Annotated in this window: 17 protein-coding genes; 6 read left to right on the forward strand and 11 right to left on the reverse strand. The window is 60.8% G+C overall.

The annotated features are described in order from the left end of the window. Positions 1-48: 48 nt before the first annotated feature. The 5 genes from GIW48_RS27765 to GIW48_RS27785 all read right to left on the reverse strand — a co-directional run bounded on the left by GIW48_RS27765 (position 49) and on the right by GIW48_RS27785 (position 9,375). Entirely contained in the window at positions 49-1,734 is a 1,686-nt protein-coding gene (locus tag GIW48_RS27765) for a J domain-containing protein (protein WP_236462242.1), read from the reverse strand. Positions 1,735-1,745: 11 nt separating this feature from the next. Beyond that, the gene (locus tag GIW48_RS27770; RefSeq protein ID WP_017137245.1) at positions 1,746-3,443 is read right to left on the reverse strand and encodes a molecular chaperone HscC; all 1,698 of its coding nucleotides are present in this window, start codon (positions 3,441-3,443) and stop codon (positions 1,746-1,748) included. Positions 3,444-3,607: 164 nt separating this feature from the next. Continuing rightward, positions 3,608-5,065, reverse strand: coding sequence for an AdeC/AdeK/OprM family multidrug efflux complex outer membrane factor (adeC, locus tag GIW48_RS27775; RefSeq protein WP_017137246.1), 1,458 nt, complete (start codon positions 5,063-5,065; stop codon positions 3,608-3,610). After that, positions 5,062-8,223, reverse strand: a complete 3,162-nt coding sequence (locus tag GIW48_RS27780) for an efflux RND transporter permease subunit (protein WP_017137247.1) — start codon at positions 8,221-8,223, stop codon at positions 5,062-5,064. Before GIW48_RS27780 ends, adeC begins: the two co-directional genes overlap by 4 nt. Before the next feature lie 3 nt (positions 8,224-8,226). Then, positions 8,227-9,375 (reverse strand): efflux RND transporter periplasmic adaptor subunit, encoded by a 1,149-nt coding sequence (locus GIW48_RS27785; protein WP_138452460.1) that lies wholly within the window; start codon positions 9,373-9,375, stop codon positions 8,227-8,229. Positions 9,376-9,640: 265 nt separating this feature from the next. Between GIW48_RS27785 and GIW48_RS27790 the strand changes: the two genes are divergently transcribed. After that, a complete protein-coding gene (locus GIW48_RS27790) occupies positions 9,641-10,273 on the forward strand; it encodes a TetR family transcriptional regulator (protein WP_017137249.1) in 633 nt (210 codons plus the stop codon). Between the two features lie 358 nt (positions 10,274-10,631). On the opposite strand, the gene GIW48_RS27795 is transcribed toward GIW48_RS27790, so the two are convergent. The 3 genes from GIW48_RS27795 to GIW48_RS27805 are packed head-to-tail and all read right to left on the reverse strand — an operon-like array spanning position 10,632 to position 13,225. Next, positions 10,632-11,687, reverse strand: a complete 1,056-nt coding sequence (locus tag GIW48_RS27795; RefSeq protein WP_017137250.1) for an alkene reductase — start codon at positions 11,685-11,687, stop codon at positions 10,632-10,634. 31 nt (positions 11,688-11,718) lie between these two features. Beyond that, the gene (locus tag GIW48_RS27800; RefSeq protein WP_017137251.1) at positions 11,719-12,885 is read right to left on the reverse strand and encodes an MFS transporter; all 1,167 of its coding nucleotides are present in this window, start codon (positions 12,883-12,885) and stop codon (positions 11,719-11,721) included. Between the two features lie 13 nt (positions 12,886-12,898). Beyond that, positions 12,899-13,225, reverse strand: coding sequence for an ArsR/SmtB family transcription factor (locus tag GIW48_RS27805; RefSeq protein WP_017137252.1), 327 nt, complete (start codon positions 13,223-13,225; stop codon positions 12,899-12,901). Between the two features lie 154 nt (positions 13,226-13,379). Here GIW48_RS27805 and GIW48_RS27810 point away from each other — a divergent pair, with 154 nt between their 5' ends. Then, positions 13,380-13,964, forward strand: coding sequence for an acyl carrier protein phosphodiesterase (locus GIW48_RS27810; protein WP_236462239.1), 585 nt, complete (start codon positions 13,380-13,382; stop codon positions 13,962-13,964). 113 nt (positions 13,965-14,077) lie between these two features. Here GIW48_RS27810 and GIW48_RS27815 read toward each other — a convergent pair whose 3' ends face one another. Together GIW48_RS27815 and olsB are read right to left on the reverse strand one after the other, a co-directional pair. Further along, positions 14,078-14,869 (reverse strand): lysophospholipid acyltransferase family protein, encoded by a 792-nt coding sequence (locus GIW48_RS27815; RefSeq protein ID WP_017137254.1) that lies wholly within the window; start codon positions 14,867-14,869, stop codon positions 14,078-14,080. Next, positions 14,869-15,624, reverse strand: a complete 756-nt coding sequence (olsB, locus tag GIW48_RS27820) for an L-ornithine N(alpha)-acyltransferase (RefSeq protein ID WP_017137255.1) — start codon at positions 15,622-15,624, stop codon at positions 14,869-14,871. The genes GIW48_RS27815 and olsB overlap by 1 nt, the downstream gene beginning before the upstream one ends. Positions 15,625-15,809: 185 nt before the next feature. Between olsB and GIW48_RS27825 the strand changes: the two genes are divergently transcribed. Further along, positions 15,810-16,892 carry a serine hydrolase domain-containing protein gene (locus GIW48_RS27825; RefSeq protein ID WP_017137256.1) on the forward strand — a complete coding sequence of 361 codons (1,083 nt, stop codon included), beginning with the start codon at positions 15,810-15,812 and terminating at the stop codon, positions 16,890-16,892. Next, complete coding sequence (locus GIW48_RS27830) at positions 16,889-17,203, forward strand: hypothetical protein (RefSeq protein WP_058421741.1); 315 nt, start codon at positions 16,889-16,891, stop codon at positions 17,201-17,203. Before GIW48_RS27825 ends, GIW48_RS27830 begins: the two co-directional genes overlap by 4 nt. Positions 17,204-17,382: 179 nt before the next feature. Here GIW48_RS27830 and GIW48_RS27835 read toward each other — a convergent pair whose 3' ends face one another. Beyond that, positions 17,383-17,673, reverse strand: a complete 291-nt coding sequence (locus tag GIW48_RS27835) for a DUF3077 domain-containing protein (protein ID WP_017137258.1) — start codon at positions 17,671-17,673, stop codon at positions 17,383-17,385. Between the two features lie 558 nt (positions 17,674-18,231). Here GIW48_RS27835 and GIW48_RS27840 point away from each other — a divergent pair. Together GIW48_RS27840 and GIW48_RS27845 are read left to right on the forward strand one after the other, a co-directional pair. After that, positions 18,232-18,603, forward strand: coding sequence for a colicin E1 family microcin immunity protein (locus GIW48_RS27840; protein WP_170040888.1), 372 nt, complete (start codon positions 18,232-18,234; stop codon positions 18,601-18,603). Between the two features lie 236 nt (positions 18,604-18,839). Further along, entirely contained in the window at positions 18,840-20,015 is a 1,176-nt protein-coding gene (locus GIW48_RS27845; protein WP_236462235.1) for a M20 aminoacylase family protein, read from the forward strand. The last annotated feature ends 33 nt before the right edge of the window (positions 20,016-20,048 follow it).

The raw sequence follows: 20,048 nt of genomic DNA on the forward strand, positions 1-20,048 counted from the left end.
GAACGCAAGTTGCGGGCCAGCGCACTACGCTCAGGCCCGATCTTCTTGTTACCGTTTTGGCAGGTCGATATGTGTCCATGGCACAGTTGGCAGGTAATGCTGCGCGACGATGATCACCGCCACCATCACCACCAGGAATACCACTTGCAGCGGGCTCCAGAAGGCCCAATGCAGACCATTGAGCCACGGATAGTTGAGGCTTTTCTCACCCATGTGGCCGATGCGTTTGCTGTGCAGCAGGTTGATCAGCAGCATCCCGGCATAAGTAATCGCCCCCAGAATCCCCAGCATCAGCCCGCAAGCCACGAGCATGGCCAATTGCGGGATGCCGTGGCGTAACACCAGCCAGTACTGGTTGGGGTTGACGCGCTTAGGGATCAAATACTGGCTCAGCCACAGGTCCGCAACCATAAAGGACGAACTCATCCAGACCCACACCTGCGTGATCCGAAAGAAAACCGCGGCCGGCAAGATCGCCAATACCACTAAGATGAGTACGACCCCGAAGTCCAGCTCTTCGGTTTGAACGTGAGCGAGGTTCAGGACAGCGGCCAAGGCAAAGATCGCCCAGAGCCGGATAAGCACTTGGACGTAAATCGGTCGTGGGACGAATTTGCGCCAGAAGAACAGGTCGCTTTGGGGCAGGCGTTCGATCAACTGCGGATAACGCCAGGTCAGGGTTTCGCCCAGATGCTGGCAAGCGTTCCATTCGTTTTGGCCAAACGTGCCGATGATGCTCATCTGTTGGGTTGCGGTCATGGGCGTGAGCAACAAGCGCGCGGCCAGGGCGTCGGCGCTGGTGCGCCGGGTGTCCTGGGCTTTGTCCTGGAGGTTGATATAAAAGCTTTCCTGCTCGCAACGCGACACCAGGCTTCGCCACATCCACTCAGGTTCCGGGTACACGCCTTTCTGGTCGTCCCAGCCAAAGGCCTGGCACACGCGTTCAAACAGCGGCACGCTCCATTGGGTGTCGTGCAGCAGTTGCAGAATAATGCGCTGCCACTGTTGCTGCTGATCGAACACCCGCAGCCAGGCTTGCTCGTTGTACTGCGTCAGCTGGTTGACGAATGCGCGCTCGGCCTTTTGCTCCAGCAGTTCCTGCAAGGTGCGGCGGTAGTCCTGCAGCAGCTCGCTGGTGAGGGCTTCGTGCTGCCACGGGGTCATCACCACCTGTTGCCAGGGCGTCAGCCATTCCAGATGTTGCATCGCCCAACCGGCAATTGCACTGCGCTCGCCGGGGGCTTCAAAGCAGTGGCGCAGCAGGCCGGCCTGGAATGTTTCTTCGCAGCCCTGCTGTTGGGCCTGGGCCCAGCGTTCATCGAGGTTGTGCACGTTCACGCCGGCGAGCAGCGCGTGGGCCGGGTCGGGCTTTGGCGCTTCAAACGCGGCGGGGCTGAGTGGGCTGATGTTCATCAGCTCGGCGAGGTCATACGCGTTTTTCGCCATGGGCGGTTCGAACGACGCAGGACTCAAGGGGCGAACGTCCATCAGTTCAGCCAGATCGTTGAGATTGCCGTGTGCCTGTTCAGCCATCGGCGCCTCGACGGTTTCCACTTCCTCGTTGTCGGCCCGCCAGCGCGCGATGTTCAGCGCCTGTTCATAGGCCTCGCGCAGGCGTTGGAAACCCTCGGCGTCATCGTCCGGGCGGCAGCTTTTCAGCAGTCGCGCGTAGGTGCGCTTGATGGTCCGTTCGTCGGCATCGTCTGCCAGTTGCAACACTGTCCAACAGTCCATGTGGATTTCCTTCAGCGCCAGAACCCGTTATCGAGTTGCTCAAGTTGTCGGGTCAGCTCGCTGCGGGCCTCACGGATGCGGCGTTCGTCCTGGGTGTCGAGCACTTGCTGGAACTGCGCGGCCCAGTGTCCGAGTTGCTCACGCAATTCGCCGAGGTTTTCCTGGTAGAGCCGCTCGAGGCGGGCGGTCAGCACGGTGTTGACCTGCTGGTCGCGCGGGTGAATTTTCAACAATGCCAACGCTTGCAGGCGTTGCTGGATCTCTTGCGGGCTGAGCACGCCGGGGTTGTTCTCGATCACCAGCGAGTGCTGCTCGCCGGTCAGCGGAATGTTCACCTGAGCTTCGAGCAAACCGTTGTTGTCGTAGGTGAAGCGCACGTCCAGCGAGACTTCGCCAGCCTTGCGCTTGGGCACGGGGATTTCCAACTGGCCCAGTTCGATATTGTCTTTCACCAGGCGACTTTCGCCTTGGTAAATTTTCAGCAGCACGCGGGGCTGGTCGTCGTAGAGCGTGACCACGCTTTTGACCCGGCTCACCGGCACGCTGCTGTTGCGTTCGATCAACGGCAGGTAATGCCCGCTCTCGATATGGCCGCCGTACTGGTTCGAGGTTTCGATACCCAGGGTGTAGGGGCAGACGTCGGTCAGCACGATTTCTTCCAGCGCCGCCGAGCGGGCCTTGAGCGCGGCCTGGATCGCCGCGCCGTGGGCGACCACCTGGTCCGGGTCGAGGCTGATGGACGGGAAACGCCCGAACAAACCTGCGGCCAGTTTGCGCACCAGCGGCATGCGCGTGGTGCCGCCGACCAGCAGGATTTCATCGAGGTCGCCGACCCGAATCCGTGCGTCGCGCAGGGCGCGTTCAATCGGTGCGCGCAGGCGTTCCAACAACGGCGTGTAGAGCTTGGCGAGTTCGGCCTGGGTGATGGTTGTGACCCACTGTTGGCCATCTATACGCAGGGCGAACTCGGCGCTGTCGTCCTGACCCAAGGCTTTGCGCACGCGCTCGGCTTCGCGGCGCAGGGCTTGCAATACACTGCTGGTGGGCGGGAAACCCTGGGCATTGCGCTGGCTGTCGACGAAGTGTTCCAGCAACAACGTGTCGAAGTCTTCGCCGCCCAGGAAGTTGTCGCCGGCGCTGGCGCGTACTTCCATCACACCGTCGAACAGCTCGATGATCGACACGTCAAAGGTGCCGCCGCCGAGGTCGAACACCAGGAACGAGGTTTCCTTGTCACGCTGGTGCAAGCCATAAGCCAAGGCGGCGGCGGTGGGTTCGTTGATCAGTTTTTCAACATTGAGCCCCGCCAGTTCACCGGCAATGCGCGTGGCTTTGCGCTGGCCGTCGCTGAAGTAGGCGGGCACGCTGATCACTGCTTCGGTGACGGTTTGGCCGTAGGTGCGCTCGATGTCTTCTTTGAGGCTTTTGAGGACCAGCGCCGACAGCTCTTCGGGGCGGAACGAGCGGTCGCCCAGGCGCACTTCGGTGGCACTGCCCATGTAGCGCTTGAACAGCGACGTGGTCAGGAGTGGGTGAGTATGCAGGCGTTCCTTGGCGGCTTGGCCAACCAGGATACGGCCTTGATCATCCAGGCCGACCACGCTGGGGGTCAGCAACTGGCCAAGCGCATTGGGCACCATTTCGGCCGCATCGCCGCGCCACACGGCGGCCAGGCTATTGGTCGTCCCCAGGTCGATTCCTACGATCATTACGACAAGCTCCCTCTGTGGTCTGTAAGAATCTGTTACTAATTTTACCCTGAAAGGTTGAAGGGAAGGCAAGCCAGCGCCCACCTTTGATTCGCGCTGATTAACGACATGGCAAAAAAAAACCGCTTCCGGTAAGGGAAGCGGTTTTATCTACATCAGCACGATCAGAACAACTTCAGCGCCGGTGCTTCTTCTTTCAACGGCTCGTTCTTCGCGGTCTGCTCGTTCCAGCCGCCGCCGAGGGCCTTGTACAGGTTGACCTCGCTGTTGAGCTGCGCCAGGCGGTCGGTGATCAGCGATTGCTGGGCACTGAACAGTTGGCGCTGGGCGTCGAGGAAGGTCAGGTTGCTGTCGACACCAATGCGGTAGCGACGCTCGGCCAGGCGGTAGTAATCCTGGTTGGCCGCAACGAAGCCGCGCTGAGCATCCAGCTGCTGCTTGTAGGTCTCGCGGGCGGCGAGGCCGTCGGAGACTTCCTGGAAGCCGGTCTGGATCGCCTTCTCGTAGTTGGCCACGTTGATCTCTTTCTGGATCTTCGAGTAGTCCAGGCTTGCGCGCAGGCTACCGGCGTTGAAGATCGGGATGTTGATCTGCGGGGCAAACGACCAGGTGCCCGAACCGCCTTTGAACAGGCCACCCAGGGTAGGGCTGGCGGTACCGGCGCTGGCAGTCAGGCTGATGCTCGGGAAGAACGCAGCACGGGCCGCGCCGATATTGGCGTTGGCGGCCTTGAGGTTGTACTCGGCCTGCACAATGTCGGGACGACGTTGCAGCAGGTCCGAGGGCAACCCGGCAGGCACTTCGCTGAGCAGGTCATCCGACAGCGGCTTGCTGGTGATATTGGCTGGCAGGCCAGTGCCCAGCAACAGGGTCAGGCTGTTTTCGTCCTGTGCCACCTGACGCGTATAGCGCGCCAATTGAACACGGGCGTTTTCCACCGAGGTGCGTGCCTGGCTGAGGTCGAGCGCCGAGGCCACGCCGACTTCGTTGCTGCGCGAGGTCAGCTTGAAGCTCTGCTCAAACGCGCCGAGGGTGTCCTGGGTCAGTTTGAGCAGTTCCTTGTCGGCCTGCCAGGTCAGGTAGGCATTCGCCACACTGGCCACCAGGCTGATCTGGGTGCTGCGCCGCGCTTCTTCAGTGGCGAAGTACTTTTGCAGCGCTTCTTCACTCAGGCTGCGCACGCGGCCGAACAGGTCCAGCTCATACGAACTGATACCCAGGCCGGCCGAGTACTGGCTGGAGATGCTCGATTCGCCGGTCTGTGACAACTTGGCCGGGGTGCGCGAGCGGCTGCCGCTGCCGGTGGCCGAAACCGCCGGGAACAGGTCGGCACGCTGGATCTGATACTGCGCCGCATAAGCGTCGATGTTCAGGGCAGCGACACGCAGGTCACGGTTGTTGACCAACGCGGTCTGGATCAGCTGTTGCAGGGCAGGGTCATGGAAAAACTGCTTCCAGCCTTGCTCGGCAGCGGCCTGGCTCGGCGCCTGGGCCGACGAGTACGCCGGCCCCTGCGGGAACTGGGCTGCTACCGGCGCTTCAGGGCGCTGGTAGTCAGGGATCAGCGAGCAGCCACTGAGCACGAATGCGGTGACGGCTAAGGAAAGTAGCGACTTGCTCATTGGCCAGCCTCTTTAGGAGTTTCAGTAGTGTCTTTCTTTTTGCGTTCGCCAGCGGCGGATACGGTTGCGTAGAACAGCGGCACCCAGAAGATCGCCAGCACAGTGGCCGTGATCATACCGCCGATCACGCCGGTACCGATCGCATGCTGGCTGCCTGAGCCGGCGCCCGTGGAGATCGCCAGCGGCAATACGCCGAGCATGAACGCCAACGAGGTCATGATGATCGGGCGCAGACGCATGCGGGACGCTTCAATAGCCGCCTCGACGATGCCTTTGCCTTGCTCATGCAGCTCTTTGGCGAACTCCACGATGAGGATGGCGTTTTTCGCCGCCAGGCCCACCGTCACCAACAGGCCCACCTGGAAGAACACGTCGTTGGACAAGCCGCGCAGGCTGGTGGCGATCAACGCACCGATCACCCCTAAAGGTACCACCAGAATCACCGCGATCGGGATCGACCAGCTTTCGTACAGTGCCGCCAGGCACAGGAACACTACCAGCAGCGACAGTGCGTACAGCGCTGGCGCCTGGGAGCCGGAAAGGCGCTCTTCGTACGACAGGCCTGTCCAGGCATAACCAACACCGGCCGGCAGTTCTTTGGCAATGCGTTCGACTTCGGCCATTGCATCACCGGTACTGTAGCCAGGTGCCGGGGTACCGAGGATTTCCATCGCCGCTACACCGTTGTAGCGCGAAAGCTTGGGCGAACCGTAGATCCACTTGCCCGACGAGATGGCCGACAGCGGCACCATTTTCCCGTCGTTGCTGCGCACGTACCATTTGTCCAGGTCTTCCGGCGACATGCGGCTGGCGGCGTCACCTTGTACATACACCTTTTTCACGCGACCACGGTCGATGAAGTCGTTGATGTAGCTGCCACCCAAGGCAATGGCCAGTGTCTGCTGGATATCCGCTAGGCTGATGCCCTGGGCACTGGCCTTCTCGTCGTCAACGGTCAGCTCGTACTGCGGCTCGTCGTTCACGCCGTTAGGACGTACGCCGGCCAGCACCTTGCTTTGTGCCGCCGCACCCAGGAACTGGTTACGTGCAGCCATCAGCTTGTCGTGGCCGACGCCACCCTGGTCTTGCAGGAACACGTCGAAACCAGTGGCGTTACCCAGCTCCAGTACCGAAGGCGGCACGATGGCGAAGACCATGGCGTCCTTGAAGGCCCCGAAGAAGTAACCCTGGGCACGCTTGGCCACTTCGAACACCGATTGGGTAGAGTCACGCTCATCCCACGGCTTGAGCATCACGAATGCAAGCCCCGAGCTCTGGCCACGACCGGCGAAGTTAAAGCCGTTCACGGTAAACACCGACTTCACCGCCTTGCCTTCGCCTGGCTCGCCTTCCTTGTCGTTCAGCAGGAAGGCGCGCATGTCGTCGACGACTTTTTGTGTGCGCTCAGCCGAAGCACCGACCGGAGTCTGCACCTGGGCGAAGATCACACCCTGGTCTTCCTCAGGCAGGAACGCGCTTGGAATACGGGTGAACATCCAGATCATGCCGGCCAGGATCAGCGCATACACCAGGAATGCCGGAATCTTGTGCTTGATCATGCCGCCCACGCCGCGCTCGTACTTGAGTACGCCACGGTCGAAGGTGCGGTTGAACCAGCCGAAGAAGCCGCGCTTGGGCTGGCCGTGTTTTTCCGGATCAATCGGCTTGAGCATGGTGGCGCACAAAGCCGGGGTGAAGATCAGGGCAACCATTACCGACAAGGCCATCGCCGAAACGATGGTGATGGAGAACTGCCGGTAGATCACACCAGTGGAACCACCGAAAAACGCCATCGGCAGCAGTACCGCCGACAGTACCAGGGCAATACCCACCAGGGCGCCCTGGATCTGGCCCATGGACTTGATCGTCGCTTCCTTGGGCGACAGGTGCTCCTCGGCCATCACCCGTTCGACGTTTTCCACCACGACGATGGCATCGTCCACCAGCAAGCCGATGGCCAGGATCATGCCGAACATGGTCAGGGTGTTGATGGTGAAACCGCACGCCGCCAGGATCCCGAAGGTACCCAGCAATACCACCGGTACGGTCATGGTGGTGATGATGGTGGCACGGAAGTTCTGCAGGAACAGGAACATCACCAGGAACACCAGCACGATCGCTTCGACCAGGGTGTGAACCACACCGGAGATCGATTCGGTCACTACCGGGGTGGTGTCATATGGCACCACCGCCTTCATGCCAGGCGGGAAGAACGGTTCCAGGGACTTCACTGTTTCGCGGATGGCCTTGCCGGTGTCCAGTGCGTTGGCACCGGCCGCCAGCTTGATCGCCATACCCGAAGCCGGCTTGCCGTTGAACTGCGCACTGATGCTGTAGTTCTGGCCGCCCAGTTCGATGCGTGCGAGGTCACCCAGGCGAACCTGCGAGCCGTCGGTGTTCACCTTCATCAGGATCTTGGCGAATTCCTCGGTGCTTTGCAGGCGCGTCTTGCCGATGATCGTGGCGTTCAGCTGGGTGCCGGGCAGGGCAGGCAGGCCGCCCAATTGGCCGGTGGCCACCTGCACGTTCTGGGCCTTGATGGCATTGCTGACGTCCACTGGCGTGAGCTGGTAGTTGTTCAGCTTGGCCGGGTCGAGCCAGATACGCATGGCGTACTGCGAACCGAACACCTGGAAGTCACCCACCCCCGCGGTACGGGAGATCGGGTCCTGGATGTTGGACACGATGTAGTTGGAGAGGTCGTCCTTGGTCATGCTGCCGTCTTCCGACACCAGACCGATCACCATCAGGAAGTTCTTCACCGACTTGGTCACGCGGATACCCTGCTGCTGCACTTCTTGCGGCAGCAGTGGGGTCGCCAGGTTCAGCTTGTTCTGCACCTGGACCTGGGCGATATCCGGGTTGGTACCCTGGTTGAACGTCACGGTGATGGTCATGCTGCCGTCGGAGTTACTGTCCGAGGAGACATAACGCAGGTTGTCGATACCGTTGAGCTGTTGTTCGATCACCTGCACCACGGTGTCCTGCACGGTTTGTGCGGACGCGCCTGGGTAGGTCACCTGGATGTCGATGGCGGTCGGCGCAATGGCCGGGTATTGGTTGATGGGCAACTTCAGGATCGAGAGTGCCCCGACCAGCATGATCACCAGGGCAATTACCCAGGCGAAAATGGGACGGTCGATAAAAAATTTCGACATGGATTACTCCCCTTTACCAGCATCGGCAGCAGGCGCTGCGGCAGTGCCGGCGGGTTTGGCGTTGTCAGCGTCTTTAACCTTGACTTCGATGCCCGGCTTGATGAACTGCAGGCCTTCGGTGATCACGCGGTCACCGGCATCCAGGCCCTTTTCCACCAGCCAGTAGGCGCCGGCAGTGCGGTTGGCAACCAGTTGACGCTGCTCGACCTTGTTGTCCTTGTTCACGATCAGCGCAGTCGGGATGCCCTTGAGGTCACGGGTCACGCCTTGCTGAGGTGCCAGGATGGCCTTGCTGTTCACACCGGCTTGCAGCTGGGCGTGGACGAACATGCCCGGCAACAGGGTGTGCTCAGGGTTGGGGAACACCGCGCGCAGGGTCACGGAGCCAGTAGTCTGGTCCACCGACACTTCGGAGAACTCCAGCTTGCCGTCCTGGGCGTAGGCGGTGCCGTCTTCCAGGGTCAGCTTGACCTTGGCAGCGTTGTCGCCGGCTTTTTCCAGCTGGCCGCTTTCGAGGTCGCGGCGCAGTTTCAGCATTTCTGCCGAAGACTGGGTGACGTCGACGTAGATCGGGTCCAGTTGCTGGATCACGGCCATGGCATCGGCCTGGCCATTGCTGACCAGCGCGCCTTCGGTGACCGAAGAACGACCGATACGCCCGGAGATCGGCGCGAACACTTTGGTGTAGCGCACGTTGATCTGGGCGGTTTGCACGTCGGCTTCAGCCGTCATGCGGTTGGCCACGGCGGTGTCGTATTCCTGACGGCTGACGGCTTGCTCATCGACAAGTTGCTTGTAGCGGTCGGTGATGGACTTGGTCTGGGTCAGTTTCGCTTGAGCGCTTTTGAGGGTGGCGTCATACACCGACGGGTCGATCTGGTAGAGCTGTTGCCCTTCCTTCACGTCGCCGCCTTCCTTGAACAGGCGCTTGAGAATGATGCCGTTCACCTGGGGACGAACTTCCGCGATGCGGTAGGCAGTGGTGCGGCCTGGCAGCTCGGATGTCAGGGTAAAGGCTTGCGGTTGAATAGTGACCACGCCGACCTGAGGGGTTTGAGCGGGCGGAGCCGCTTCTTCCTTTTTACATCCGCTGAGCAGCGATGCCAGGGCGACGGCAGTGACCAGAGCGGTAACAGCTGGCTTAAGTTGCATGAAGATCCTCGGGTCAGGCGCGCAAAATGCGCACAAGAAGTGTGGAAGGGTAAAAAACAAGCCGTGAGTGGATAAGTAGCTTGCTACGCAATATACTTACGTTCACGGTTGTTTGTAAACTCTTGACAGGCTTCGCGGATTGTTGACAAAGCAAGCGCCAAAGCCTCGATTTTAGTACGTTCGGCGTCCAAGACGACGTCGTCCCACAATTATTCAGATGTTGCTCAAGCACCATCCACAGTGTCCTGATTGAGGTTTTACTGCCATGGTTCGTCGCACCAAAGAGGAAGCTCAGGAAACGCGCAGCCAGATTCTCGACGCCGCCGAGCAAGCCTTTTATCAACGCGGTGTGGCGCGCACCACGCTGGCGGACATCGCCGCGTTGGCCGGGGTAACGCGCGGGGCTATCTATTGGCATTTCAGTAACAAGTCCGATTTGCTCCAGGCACTGCTCGACACGCTGCACGAACCCCTGGACGAATTGGCCCGGGCCAGTGAAAGCGAGGATGAAGTCGACCCGCTGGGCTGTATGCGCAAGCTGTTGATCCATCTTTATCATCAAGTGGCCCTGGACCCGAAAACCCGGCGCATCAACGAAATCCTGTTTCATAAGTGCGAGTTCACCGATGAAATGTGCGACATGCGGCGCCAACGCCAGACCCATAGCCTGGAGTGCAACCTGCGTATCAGCCTGACACTGCGCAACGCGGTCCATCGCGGGCAACTTCCGGAAAACCTCGACACCACGCGTGGCGCGGTGTGCATTCATGCCTATATTCACGGCCTGATTGGCCAATGGCTACTAGTCCCCGACAGCTTCCAGTTGCATCAGGACGCCGAACGCTGGGTTGACGCAGGGCTGGACATGCTGCGCTTGAGCCCTAGCCTACGCAATTAAGACAAAATGCGTAATTGCATCCAGTTGTGTCAACAGTAAAGTCCAGAGACAGTCAATCGTCCCTTCGCAGGATTTGCGGGGTGACTTTATATACGGGCTGGCGGGCGGTTGATAGGTAGCCGCCTAAGTATTTTGTAGCGATTTTGTTGCAAGGCTGTGAAGGAGTGTTTCCCAGCTACTGTGCGATCGTTCCCACGCTCCGCGTGGGAATGCATCCTGTGACGCTCCGCGTCACGCTTTAGGGGCAGACGCAGAGCGTCCAGGGCGGCATTCCCACGCAGAGCGTGGGAATGATCAATCAGCCGAAAAAAAGCCCCGGTTCTTGCGAGCCGGGGCTTTTTCGTTTCAGCGAATTACATCACAGCGCCAGCGTGGGGTAGTCGATGTAACCCACTGGGCCTTTGCCGTAGAAGGTTTCCGGGTGCGGTTCGTTCAACGGCGCATCGGCCTTCAGGCGCGCCGGCAGGTCCGGGTTGGCAATGAACGGCACGCCGAAGGCCACTGCATCGGCCTTGCCGGCCGCCAGCCAGGCGTTGGCGCTGTCTTTGGTGAAGCGTTCGTTAGCGATGTACGGGCCACCGAAGGCTTTTTTCAGTTGTGGACCGAGGCTGTCGCCGGCTTCTTTTTCACGGGAGCAGATGAAGGCGATGCCACGCTTGCCCAGCTCGCTGGCGACGTAGGTGAAGGTTTCCGCCAAATTGTCGTCGCCCATGTCGTGGGAGTCGGCGCGTGGTGCCAAATGCACACCCACACGGCCGGCGCCCCAGACTTCAATGGCGGCGTCGGTCACTTCCAGCAGCAGGCGAGCACGGTTTTCCAGGGAACCACCGTAGTTGTCGGTGCGCTGGTTGGTGCTGCTTTGCAGGAACTGGTCGAGCAGGTAGCCGTTGGCGCCATGGATTTCCACGCCGTCAAAGCCTGCGGCCTTGGCGTTTTCAGCGCCGATGCGGTAAGCGTCAACGATGTCGGCGATTTCAGCGGTTTCCAGGGCGCGTGGCGTCGGGTAGTCGGCCAGCGGGCGAACCAGGCTGACGTGGCCTTTAGGCTGGATGGCGCTCGGTGCCACCGGGGTTTCGCCGTTGAGGTACGACTCATGGGAGATACGGCCCACGTGCCACAATTGCAGGAAAATCTTGCCGCCCGCGCCGTGTATAGCCTTGGTTACATTGGCCCAGCCGCGAACCTGGTCGTTGGACCAGATACCCGGTGTGTCCGGGTAGCCAACGCCCAGCGGCGTCACGGAGGTGGCTTCGCTTAAGATCAGCCCGGCGGAAGCGCGTTGCACGTAGTACTCGGCCATCAGCGCGTTGGGTACGCGGCCTTCATCGGCGCGGCAGCGGGTCAGCGGCGCCATGATGATGCGGTTGGACAATTGCAGGTCGCCCAGTTTGATCGGATCGAAAATAGTCGTCATGGGAAAACACCCTTCTCTTTAAGTGGATTGATCAGTTGGTCGCAGGGGCCAGGTCGGCATCGCCGCTCTGACGGAAAGTAATCAGGGTCACCAGCAGGGCCAGAATCGCCAGGGCCGCCGCGGCCAAAGGCACGCTGGTCAGGCCGAAACCGTGGGCAATCACGCTGCCACCGACCCAGGCGCCGAGCGCGTTGCCGATGTTGAAGGCGCCGATATTCAAGGTGGACACCAGGTTTGGAGCGGCCTTGCCGAAGGTCACCACGTTGATTTGCAGCGCCGGTACGGCGGCGAACGAAGCGGTGGCCCACAGGAACAGGGTGATTTCCGTCGGGATCACCGCGACGCTGGTCCAGGTCAACACCGTGGAGACCACTGCCATGCTGATGAACACGCCGATCAGGGTGGCGGCCAGGCGTTTGTCCGCCAGCTTGCCGCCGATGATGTTGCCGACGGTAAGCCCCAGGCCGATCAGCAGCAGGGTCCAGGTCACGCCTTTGGGCGACACGCCGGTGACATCGCCGAGCAGCGGTGCGACGTAAGTAAAGAGGGTGAACATGGACGCGGCGAACAACGCAGTCATGGTCAGCGACAGCCAGATGCCGGCGCCCTTGAGCGCGGCCAGTTCGGCGCGCATGTCGAGTTTTTCTTCGTCACGCTTGGCCGGCAGGAAGCGGATCAGACCGATCAAGGCGACTACGCCAATCACCGTCACCGCCCAAAAGGTCGAGCGCCAGCCGGCTTCCTGTCCCAGTGCGGTACCCAGCGGCACGCCGAGCACGTTGGCCAGGGTCAAACCGGTGAACATCAAGGCCACGGCCGAAGCCCGTTTGTTGGCCGGCACCAGGTTGGCCGCTACCACCGAACCGATCCCGAAGAACGCACCGTGGCACAGCGCGGTGACCACACGGGCAAACATCAGCACGTTGTAGTCACTGGCCAGGGCGCAGAGCAGGTTGCCGACAATAAAGATGCCCATCAACGCTACCAGGGCGGCCTTGCGTGGCAGCTTGGCGGTGGCCAGTGCCATGAACGGCGCGCCGATGGCCACGCCCAGAGCGTAGCCGGTGACCAGCCAGCCGGCGCCGGGGATCGACACGCCCAGGTCCGCCGCCACATCGGGCAGCAAGCCCATGATGACGAACTCGGTGGTGCCGATGGCGAAGGCGCTGAGGGCCAGTATGAGTAGCGAGAGGGGCATTGGCGTTTCCTTGTTACAGCGCTGCGTTTTCGTCAGCACTGAGTTCGGTGATGAGCGCCGCGAGGAAGGCCTGGATGGTTGCCTCGTTGCGTTTGAAAAAATGCCACTGCCCGGCCTTTTGGCTGCTGATCAACCCGGCGCGTTGCAAGGTGGCCAGGTGCGCCGACACGGTCGACTGGGACAAGCCGCAACGCTGGTCGATCTGCCCGGCACAGATGCCGTATTCGTGGTTGTGCACTTGCTCGGGGAACTGCACCTTCGGGTCTTTCAGCCAGGTGAGGATGTCTCGTCGTACTGGGTGTGCCAGGGCTTTTATTATTTCGTCGAGGTCGATGGACATGGCGGTTGCTCGGTTTCGTACAGCGTTATATCGCGATGAGGCGAACTTTAAATCGGTCTATCCCGATATACCAATATGATTTTGATCTGAGATCAGGCTATTTCGGTATATCGGGTTATAACGATACGTAATCGGCAGTGGTAGACTGCGCGGCATGAATTATCTCGCACATCTGCACCTGGGCGGCCAACTTCCTGCTCAATTGCTCGGCAGCCTGTATGGCGACTTTGTAAAAGGCCGCCTGCAAGGCCAGTTCAGCCCGCAAATCGAGTCGGCGATTCAGTTGCATCGCTCAATCGACCGCTTTACCGACAGCCACCCGCTGGTGGATGAGGCGTTGTCACGCTTCAGCCTGACCCGCAAGCGCTACGCCGGGATTGTCCTCGATGTGTTTTTCGACCACTGCCTGGCGCGGGATTGGGCGCTGTACGCCGAGCAGCCTCTGGAGCACTTCACGTCGCAGGTGTACCGCGTACTCGCCGCCGAGCCCCAGTTGCCGGGGCGGCTGGCGCAGATTGCACCGTATATGGCAGCGGATGATTGGCTGGGCTCATACCGTGAGTTCGCGGTGATGGAGCAGGTGCTGCGCGGGATTTCGCGGCGGCTGACCCAGCCTCAGGAGCTGGGCCATGCGATGCAGGAGTTGCGGGTTTTGTATGAGCCGTTGAGTGAAGATTTTCGGTTGTTTTATCCAGAGCTACAGAAGTTTGCACAGCTCCAACTGACTACTGAGATCTAAATGTGGGAGCTGGCTTGCCTGCGATAGCGGTGGGGCAGCCACATCTCTTTCAACTGACAGACTGCTATCGCAGGCAAGCCAGCTCCCACATTTGAACCGGTGTTCAGTTCATCTCAGGCCGCAAATGCAGGTCGAGCCGCCACCTGCTCAACTTCCGGCAACGGCCCAAACAACGCTTTCTGCACCGCCTGCTGCGCCTGATACGCCAGCGCCGCACGTTCCTGCCCGGCACAGGCAATCGGCTGGAGCACATGAATCTCCACATCACCCTGGTCATTACTGAACAGACGCATCAGGTGCGAGAGCAAATCGTCATCGCCAATAAACGGTGCCAACGCATCCACCTGCCCATCACGCAAATAACGAATCGCTACCGGTTGCAGGGACACATCCGCATCAATCGCACTGGCCAGCAAACGCCCGTGGAACGTACGCAGGCTGCGCCCATCAGTGGTGGTGCCTTCGGGGAACATCAGCAGCGGATGCTGTTGCTCCAGATGGCGAGTCATCTGCTTGCGGATCAACTGGCTGTCACCTGAGCCGCGGCGAATAAACAAGCTGCCGGCCTTGGCCGCCAACCATCCAGCCACCGGCCAGGTGCGCACTTCGGCCTTGGACAAAAACGACATCGGCGCCACCGCGCCGAGCAGCGGAATGTCGGTCCAGGACACGTGATTGCTTACCCACAGCATCGGCTGCGTCGGCAGCTCACCGTGTACCGTCACGCGAAAGGGCAGGGCGTTAGTCAGCCGTGCCATAAAAAACCGCGACCAACGCTGGCGCCGCACCATCGAGTTGGCAATGCCCATGCGTTCGAATACACCAAACACACTGGCCATGCTCAACCCCAGCGCCACCACCAGCAGCACCCGGGCAATGCGCCCGTACACGCGCAGGCGGCTCATCACATGGCCGCCTTGAAGTGGCGGGCGTAGCGCGGGCACAACTCATCGCGCTTGAGCAGGATGAACACGTCGGCCACCTGGAAGTCTTCATCCCAGCACGGCTCGCCGCAGATCTTCGCACCCAGGCGCATATAGGCTTTGAGCAGCGGCGGCATTTCCGCGATGACGTTGGACGGCAGGTCCAGCGCCGGCAGTGGTTTTTTCGGTTCGGCGCGCAGGTGCTCGTTGCACAGGTAGCGTTCGCGCAGGCGCTGCATGATCGCGTGAGCCTGGATGCCACCGTCGTGCATCGGGATGCTCGCGCAACCCATCAGGTAGCTGTAACCGCCTTGGTTGAGGACTTCGGCCAACTCGCCCCACAACACCGCGATGGTGCCGCCGTTGCGATAGGCCGGGTCGACGCAGGTGCGGCCGATCTCCAGGATCGGGCCTTGCAAGTGCAGCAAGCCGTGCAGGCTGAATTCTTCTTCGCTGTAGAACCGGCCCAAGGTGCTGGCGGCCTGGTGGTCGAGCAAACGGGTGGTGGCCACCAGTCGACCGCTGTTCAAATCCCGCACGCCTATATGGCTGCAGTGAACATCATAGTCATCCATGTCCAGACCCTGTTCCGCGCCTTTCAGCTTGGCGTTGAACTCGCCGCTGAACACGTTGAAACGCAGGGCCTGGGCTTCCTGCAAAGCCTTGGCGCCAACCAGGCGTTCGGCTTGCAGACGGCGTTCATTGCCGGTGTCGCTGATGCGGGCGATCTGAGTCATGGCGAATCTCCGAGTGCCGGCCACTTACCGGCCGGTCGACTTGTTTGTCCAAACTCAGGCTATGTAGGCTCGGTGTCAGCTCCATGAAGTTATGGTGACGCTTGGATGACAGGCCTGCCTGTCGCAAATCTGTCATGCGCCTGGGCTAGGCTCGCGGGCTTGAAAGCCCCCTTGAGTTTGCGTCCATGGTCCGAGGCCTGTTGTGCGTTGCCCTGCTGTTAGTCACCGCTGCCGCCCACGCCGACACCTGGCCGGACAAGGAATGGGCCAAGGGCGCGCCGCTCGAAGGCCCGGCGGTCGATGCACTGAATGCCTATGCTTTTCCACCCCGTGACGACGCCACTCGTAAAGGCATCCGCACCGACGCGCTGCTGGTGATCCGCGATGGCGTGATCATCTATGAACGCTACGGCGCGCCTAACACCGCCAGCACGCCGCACCTGACCTGGTCAGTGAGCAAAAGCCTGATGGCCACTGTGCTCGGCGTGGCCTACGGCGAAAATCGCTTCAAACTGAATGACCCGGCCGCGCGTTTTTACCCGCCGATGAAACAGCACCCCAAAGTCACCATGGCCGACCTGCTGCACTGGGCCTCGGGCCTGGACTGGCAGGAAGACTACGAATACGCCCCACTCAATTCCTCGGTGGTGGCGATGCTCTACACCCGTGGCCGCAGCGATATGGCCGAGTTTGCCGCAGGCACCGAGGCCGCCGCCGCACCGGGCCAGGCCTTTCGTTATTCCAGCGGCGACAGCAATATTTTGTCCGCCGCCCTCAAAGGCATGCTCGGCCACAAGGCCTATATGAGTTACCCGTGGGACGCGCTGTTCAAGCCGCTGGGCATTCACAACGCCACCTGGGAAACCGACGCCGACGAAACCTTCGTCGCCTCGTCCTATGCCTACCTCACCGCTCGCGATTTGGCGCGGGTCGGCCTACTGATGGCGCGCGACGGTCGTTGGGGAGAGCAGCAGTTGCTGCCTAAAGAGTGGGTCGCCTTCAACCGCCAGCCATTCGATAAATACAAGGCCGGCCAGGACGACGCCGTCCCCGGCGGGCAATGGTGGCTCAACCTCGACGTACAAGGTGCCCCAAGACCCTGGCCCGATGCGCCTGCCGACACCTTCGCCGCCCTCGGCCATTGGGGCCAGGCGCTCTATGTGCTGCCCGACGAACACCTGGTGATCGTGCGCTACGGCGATGACCGTGACGGCACTTACCGTCACAACGAACTGCTCAAGCGCGTACTGGCGGCGGTGCAACCATGATCCGTCGTCATCCGTTTATCAGCGTGTTTTTGCTGCTGTTGCTCGCCCTGTCGGGCTGGGTGTGGCACGAACGCGTCAACCTGCAAGCCTTCCCCGACATCATCGCGGCGTACACGGCCAAGGAATATTGCTCGTGCCGGTATGTGGAGAACAACCCGGCGGATTATTGCCTGGGGTATGTGAAGCAGTATGTGCCGACCAGTGCGTTCACTGATTCGCCGGAACGCAGTGAAGTGACGGCGAGTGGTTTAGGACGCACGCACACGGCGCGCTGGTTGGGTGATCGCCAGGGCTGCCGCCTCAACCCCTGACGCACCAAAGATTCTCTGTGGGAGCTGGCTTGCCTGCGATGACGGCGGCACAGGCAACAGTGATGTTGACTGACCGGCCGCTATCGCAGGCAAGCCAGCTCCCACATGGATTTGTGCTGATCTTGGGAAATGAGGCAGTCCGGACAGGCGCCCGATGCACTGCACCGGGCGCGGACGACTTACTGCGGGGTTGGGCTGCCAGGCTGCAAGGCCAGCAACAGGTCATCGATGATCGCCTTGCCCATTTCCCCCAGGTAATGCGAGGCGAATGCAAACTTCTCCGCCTTGGGGTCCATGGCGGCTTCAAGGGAGAGCATTTTTGCGTAATAGAGCACGTGGGATGCGTGTTCGAGGGCTTCTACGAGCGGAACCCCGGCGTTGACGCGGAAGAGTTTCAGGTGGCTTTTGTTTTCTCCGCAGTCTGCGAAGGTGGCGGCGCCGAGGGTTTCGGCTGATGTGGCGTTAGTCATAACTGAATCCTTTTGCATGAACAAAAAGAGCTGCCACTAACGTTTCCAGGCGAAGGGTGGCAACTGTACGCGGGCTGGAAACCGAGGCAAAAGGAACCCGGCAGACCCGAAGGTCTCCCACGTACAGCCGCCAAAAAGCACAATCTGCAGGCATAAAAAAAGCGCCTGCTGATTGTTTGACGACGCTGTAGCGTCCTTAAGCGTCGGGTTTCCAGGCCCGGTCGCTGATGAGCAGCGACGGAGGCGAGGTTAACCCTATGCACGCGCCGTCGCAACCGGTGGCCAATAGCTGTCCGCAATCTGCGTTGTGTGGCGAGGGCGCTTGTCGGATCGCCGTACCGTCCCGTTTGACTGCGCAGCAGTCACCGGCTTTTTGGGGGCGCTTCGCACCCCAGCGCAAGCAAGCTTGCTCGCCACAGGGTTATGCGCAGCGGCAGAAGTGTCGGTTGTTGCCTTGAAACTTGCCGGGTGCTGTGTTTCCAGCGCGCGCCCCTGTAGTAACCTTGCCCGCGGCCGACCCCACACACGTCGGCCGTTAACAGGCATAAAAGGAGACTTATGACGCTGGGGCGCAAGGCCGAAAAATACTTCAGGATGATAAGAACGCGAATGGGCCTGGAGAAAAACTATTATTTAAAAAGCTTCATTATTGCGTTGTTTATTTTTTGCATGAGCGTCTACGGTTTCAAATCAAGCGAAAAGGCCGCGATCTATATTTTGATCTGCGGGGTTAATGCGCTGTTGTTCCCGCTGGCCAGGCGTGCAGTCGAAAACGTTGTCTTTCGTTTTACTGGAAAAGAATTTTGGGCGACACATCCCCTACAGACCGCCGCATCGAATGGTGGTCACACACTGCTATGGATGTTTTATTTCGTTTTTGCCATTCCGCTTGGCGTCTTCTATGGGCTGTGGTTGTGGCTGAAAAAATAGTGCCCGTTCGCGCGGCCTCTGCTTTCTGAGAACGGAACCTCTAGTTGTTGGGCCCCGCGTTTTGGGCGCGCTTCGCACCCCGGCGCAAGCAAGCTTGCTCGCCACAGGGTTATTAGGTGTCGGCCTTAGGTTCCACCCAGTGGAACCACCTTTGATTGTCCTCGCGCCCACATCGCGCTTAGCTGTCGATGTGCCGCCAACAAGAACGGGACCACCCGCCTGTGAGGAGAATCACCATGCGCCCACACCAGCACATTATGGATTGGCTCAGCGACGTCGCCAGCGACTTGCACGCTGTGCGCCACGATATCCATGCCCATCCCGAACTCGGTTTTGAAGAGAACCGCACCAGCGCGCTCGTTGCGCAGTCCTTGAAAGAATGGGGCTACGAGGTGCACACCGGCATCGGCAAAACCGGTGTGGTCGGCGTGCTGCGCAATGGCAGCAGCTCGCGCACGCTGGGCATTCGCGCCGACATGGACGCCTTGCCAATCATCGAGAACACCGGCGCGGCCTACACCAGCCAGCACGCTGGTTGCATGCACGCCTGCGGGCATGACGGCCACACCACCATGCTGCTCGGCGCCGCGCGTTACTTGGCGGCGACGCGGCAATTTGACGGCACCTTGAACCTGATTTTCCAACCCGCCGAAGAAGGCCAGGGCGGCGCCGAGGCGATGCTGGCCGATGGTTTGCTCGAGCGCTTCCCGTGCGATGGCCTGTTCGGCATGCACAATATGCCGGGCTTGCCGGCGGGGCATCTGGGCCTGCGGGTCGGGCCGATGATGGCCTCGCAGGACTTGCTCACGGTGACGCTGGAAGGCGTCGGTGGCCACGGTTCCATGCCGCATCTGACGGTGGATCCGCTGGTGGCGGCGGCGAGTATGGTCATGGCGTTGCAAACGGTGGTGGCGCGCAATATCGACACCCAGGAAGCCGCCGTGGTCACGGTCGGTGCGCTGCAAGCGGGGCAGGCCGCCAACGTGATTCCTCAGCAAGCGCTGTTGCGCCTGAGCCTGCGCGCACTGAACCCCAAGGTCAGGGAACAGATGCTCGAGCGCGTCAACGCCATCATCCAGACCCAAGCCGCGAGCTTCGGCTGCACGGTGCAGGTCGAACACCGCCCGGCCTACCCGGTGCTGGTCAACCACGCCGAAGAAACCGAGTTCGCTCGCCAGGTCGGCATTGCCTTGCTCGGCGCCGACGCGGTGGACGGCAACACCCGCACGCTGATGGGCAGTGAAGACTTCGCCTGGATGCTGCAACGCTGCGCCGGCAGTTACCTGTTTATCGGCAACGGCGTGTCGCGGCCGATGGTGCATAACCCTGCCTATGACTTCAACGACGACATCCTGCTGACCGGCGCCGCCTACTGGGGCGCGCTGGCCGAGAGCTGGCTCAAGCCTGCCTGACGACCTCTTTTTTTCTGCCGCTGGACCCTTGCC

The sequence above is a fragment of the Pseudomonas sp. PA-6-3C genome (assembly GCF_021605825.1).
Taxonomy (GTDB): domain Bacteria; phylum Pseudomonadota; class Gammaproteobacteria; order Pseudomonadales; family Pseudomonadaceae; genus Aquipseudomonas; species Aquipseudomonas edaphica.

Coding starts and splice junctions, on each gene's coding strand:
- GIW48_RS27765 (WP_236462242.1), bottom strand. CDS start 1,734: ATGGACTGTTGGACAGTGTTGCAACTGGCAGACGATGCCGACGAACGG.
- GIW48_RS27770 (WP_017137245.1), bottom strand. CDS start 3,443: ATGATCGTAGGAATCGACCTGGGGACGACCAATAGCCTGGCCGCCGTG.
- adeC (WP_017137246.1), bottom strand. CDS start 5,065: ATGAGCAAGTCGCTACTTTCCTTAGCCGTCACCGCATTCGTGCTCAGT.
- GIW48_RS27780 (WP_017137247.1), bottom strand. CDS start 8,223: ATGTCGAAATTTTTTATCGACCGTCCCATTTTCGCCTGGGTAATTGCC.
- GIW48_RS27785 (WP_138452460.1), bottom strand. CDS start 9,375: ATGCAACTTAAGCCAGCTGTTACCGCTCTGGTCACTGCCGTCGCCCTG.
- GIW48_RS27790 (WP_017137249.1), top strand. CDS start 9,641: ATGGTTCGTCGCACCAAAGAGGAAGCTCAGGAAACGCGCAGCCAGATT.
- GIW48_RS27795 (WP_017137250.1), bottom strand. CDS start 11,687: ATGACGACTATTTTCGATCCGATCAAACTGGGCGACCTGCAATTGTCC.
- GIW48_RS27800 (WP_017137251.1), bottom strand. CDS start 12,885: ATGCCCCTCTCGCTACTCATACTGGCCCTCAGCGCCTTCGCCATCGGC.
- GIW48_RS27805 (WP_017137252.1), bottom strand. CDS start 13,225: ATGTCCATCGACCTCGACGAAATAATAAAAGCCCTGGCACACCCAGTA.
- GIW48_RS27810 (WP_236462239.1), top strand. CDS start 13,380: ATGAATTATCTCGCACATCTGCACCTGGGCGGCCAACTTCCTGCTCAA.
- GIW48_RS27815 (WP_017137254.1), bottom strand. CDS start 14,869: ATGAGCCGCCTGCGCGTGTACGGGCGCATTGCCCGGGTGCTGCTGGTG.
- olsB (WP_017137255.1), bottom strand. CDS start 15,624: ATGACTCAGATCGCCCGCATCAGCGACACCGGCAATGAACGCCGTCTG.
- GIW48_RS27825 (WP_017137256.1), top strand. CDS start 15,810: ATGGTCCGAGGCCTGTTGTGCGTTGCCCTGCTGTTAGTCACCGCTGCC.
- GIW48_RS27830 (WP_058421741.1), top strand. CDS start 16,889: ATGATCCGTCGTCATCCGTTTATCAGCGTGTTTTTGCTGCTGTTGCTC.
- GIW48_RS27835 (WP_017137258.1), bottom strand. CDS start 17,673: ATGACTAACGCCACATCAGCCGAAACCCTCGGCGCCGCCACCTTCGCA.
- GIW48_RS27840 (WP_170040888.1), top strand. CDS start 18,232: ATGACGCTGGGGCGCAAGGCCGAAAAATACTTCAGGATGATAAGAACG.
- GIW48_RS27845 (WP_236462235.1), top strand. CDS start 18,840: ATGCGCCCACACCAGCACATTATGGATTGGCTCAGCGACGTCGCCAGC.